The organism is Salinispora cortesiana (assembly GCF_000484695.1).
Lineage (GTDB): Bacteria > Actinomycetota > Actinomycetes > Mycobacteriales > Micromonosporaceae > Micromonospora > Micromonospora cortesiana.
In genome coordinates this window covers 1-3,406 of record NZ_AXVR01000129.1, presented here as the reverse complement: position 1 = coordinate 3,406, position 3,406 = coordinate 1, and the positions used below count along the sequence as shown (strand labels likewise).

Below are 3,406 nucleotides of genomic sequence, written 5' to 3'. Positions count from 1 at the left end.
CGCCATTCGTGCAGGTCGGAACTTACCCGACAAGGAATTTCGCTACCTTAGGATGGTTATAGTTACCACCGCCGTTTACTGGCGCTTAAGTTCTCCGCTTCGCCCCGAAAGACTAACAGGTCCCCTTAACGTTCCAGCACCGGGCAGGCGTCAGTCCATATACATCGAATTACTTCTTCGCATGGACCTGTGTTTTTAGTAAACAGTCGCTTCCCCCTGCTCTCTGCGGCCATACAACGCTCCAGCAGCACGTGCCTTCACGTCTCCGGCCCCCCTTCTCCCAAAGTTACGGGGGCAATTTGCCGAGTTCCTTAACCACAGTTCACCCGATCGCCTTGGTATTCTCTACCTGACCACCTGTGTCGGTTTAGGGTACGGGCCGCTCGGAACTCGCTAGAGGCTTTTCTCGACAGCATAGGATCACTGACTTCACCTGAATCGGCTCGGCATCACGTCTCAGCCACACGCGCCGCGGATTTACCTACGACACAGCCTACACGCTTACCCCGGCACAACCACCGGCCGGGCTCAGCTACCTTCCTGCGTCACCCCATCGCTTGACTACTACCCGCCAGGTTCCCACGCTCCCCCAGCACAGTCCGAAGACCACACCAAGCTCGGATGGTTAGCACAACGAGGTTCATCAGGGACGCTCCTTCGCGGGTACGGGAATATCAACCCGTTATCCATCGACTACGCCTCTCGGCCTCGCCTTAGGCCCCGACTCACCCAGGGCGGATTAACCTGGCCCTGGAACCCTTGGTCATCCGGCGGAAGGGTTTCTCACCCTTCTTTCGCTACTCATGCCTGCATTCTCACTCGCACCGCGTCCACAACTCGATCACTCGGCTGCTTCACCCGCGGCACGACGCTCCCCTACCCATCCACACACCTACACACAACCCAAAGGCCATGCGAAGTACACGCGTGAATGCCACAGCTTCGGCGGTGTGCTTGAGCCCCGCTACATTGTCGGCGCGGAACCACTTGACCAGTGAGCTATTACGCACTCTTTCAAGGATGGCTGCTTCTAAGCCAACCTCCTGGTTGTCTATGCGACCCCACATCCTTTTCCACTTAGCACACGCTTAGGGGCCTTAGCTGGTGATCTGGGCTGTTTCCCTCTCGACTACGAAGCTTATCCCCCGCAGTCTCACTGCCGCGCTCTCACTTACCGGCATTCGGAGTTTGGCTGATTTCAGTAAGCTTGTAGGCCCCCTAGACCATCCAGTGCTCTACCTCCGGCAAGAAACACACGACGCTGCACCTAAATGCATTTCGGGGAGAACCAGCTATCACGGAGTTTGATTGGCCTTTCACCCCTAACCACAAGTCATCCCCCAACTTTTCAACGTTGGTGGGTTCGGCCCTCCACGCAGTCTTACCCACGCTTCAGCCTGCCCATGGCTAGATCACTCCGCTTCGGGTCTAGGACACGCGACTCTAACGCCCTATTCAGACTCGCTTTCGCTACGGCTCCCCCACCCGGGTTAACCTCGCCACATGCCACTAACTCGCAGGCTCATTCTTCAAAAGGCACGCCGTCACCCCAAAAAGAGGCTCCGACGGATTGTAGGCGAACGGTTTCAGGTACTATTTCACTCCCCTCCCGGGGTACTTTTCACCATTCCCTCACGGTACTATCCGCTATCGGTCACCAGGAAGTATTTAGGCTTACCAGATGGTCCTGGCAGATTCACGGCAGATTACAGGAGTCCGCCGCTACTCGGGAACACCCACAGGAGACTGGCAGCTTTCACCTACCGGACTTTCACCGTCTACGGTCAGCCATTCCAGACTGTTCAACTAACCACCAGCTTTATAACTCCCCACACGAGTGTCAGCCCGTGCCGCAGGATCCCACAACCCCGACCACGCAACCCCTGACAGGTATCACACGCCGCCGGTTTAGCCTCAATCCGCTTTCGCTCGCCACTACTCACGGAATCACAATTGTTTTCTCTTCCTACGGGTACTGAGATGTTTCACTTCCCCGCGTTCCCTCCACACACCCTATGAGTTCAGGTGCAGGTGACACCACATGACTGATGCCGGGTTCCCCCATTCGGACACCCTGGGATCACAGCTCGGTTGACAGCTCCCCCAGGCCTATCGCGGCCTCCCACGTCCTTCATCGGCTCCTGGTGCCAAGGCATTCACCGTTCGCCCTTGACAACTTGACCACAAAGATGCTCGCGTCCACTGTGTAATTCTCAACAAACAACCAACCCGCAACCACCACCCCGCACCAGCAACACCAACCCCACCCCCACAAGGGCAAAACCAGCATCCGGTATACGAGACAAGCCACGCCAGGCAACCACACCACCCGCAACACCACCAACCGGCAGCATCACAAGCAACACGGCCCAAGAAACAACCACACGGTCATTCCTTCAGGACCCAACAGGGTGTTCACCGCCAACCCCAGCCGCATCATCAACCCCTTCCAACCACCCCCCACAAGAGGAGCGTGTACAAGAGCATCAAACCGCTGCCAAAACTGACTAGCCAGTGTCTCCGACCAATGAGCACCCCATCACCCAACACAGGCAACCGAGGCTCCATACCGCCCTTCGACGGATGGCGCTCCTTAGAAAGGAGGTGATCCAGCCGCACCTTCCGGTACGGCTACCTTGTTACGACTTCGTCCCAATCGCCAGCCCCACCTTCGACGGCTCCCCCCACAAGGGTTAGGCCACCGGCTTCGGGTGTTGCCGACTTTCGTGACGTGACGGGCGGTGTGTACAAGGCCCGGGAACGTATTCACCGCAGCGTTGCTGATCTGCGATTACTAGCGACTCCGACTTCACGGGGTCGAGTTGCAGACCCCGATCCGAACTGAGACCGGCTTTTTGGGATTCGCTCCACCTCACGGTATCGCAGCCCATTGTACCGGCCATTGTAGCATGCGTGAAGCCCTGGACATAAGGGGCATGATGACTTGACGTCATCCCCACCTTCCTCCGAGTTGACCCCGGCAGTCTTCGATGAGTCCCCGCCATAACGCGCTGGCAACATCGAACAAGGGTTGCGCTCGTTGCGGGACTTAACCCAACATCTCACGACACGAGCTGACGACAGCCATGCACCACCTGTCACCGGCCCCGAAGGACCCCCCATCTCTGAAGGATTTCCGGCGATGTCAAACCCAGGTAAGGTTCTTCGCGTTGCATCGAATTAATCCGCATGCTCCGCCGCTTGTGCGGGCCCCCGTCAATTCCTTTGAGTTTTAGCCTTGCGGCCGTACTCCCCAGGCGGGGCGCTTAATGCGTTAGCTGCGGCACAGAGAACCGGAGAGGCCCCCCACACCTAGCGCCCAACGTTTACAGCGTGGACTACCAGGGTATCTAATCCTGTTCGCTCCCCACGCTTTCGCTCCTCAGCGTCAGTATCGGCCCAGAGA

2 rRNA genes are annotated in these 3,406 nt (G+C 57.7%); both read right to left on the bottom strand.

The features are described 5' to 3' along the window. Window positions 1-2,183 (bottom strand): 23S ribosomal RNA (locus tag K228_RS0124260); the annotation flags it as partial. 414 nt (window positions 2,184-2,597) lie between these two features. Then, window positions 2,598-3,406, bottom strand: a 16S ribosomal RNA gene (locus K228_RS0124255); the annotation flags it as partial.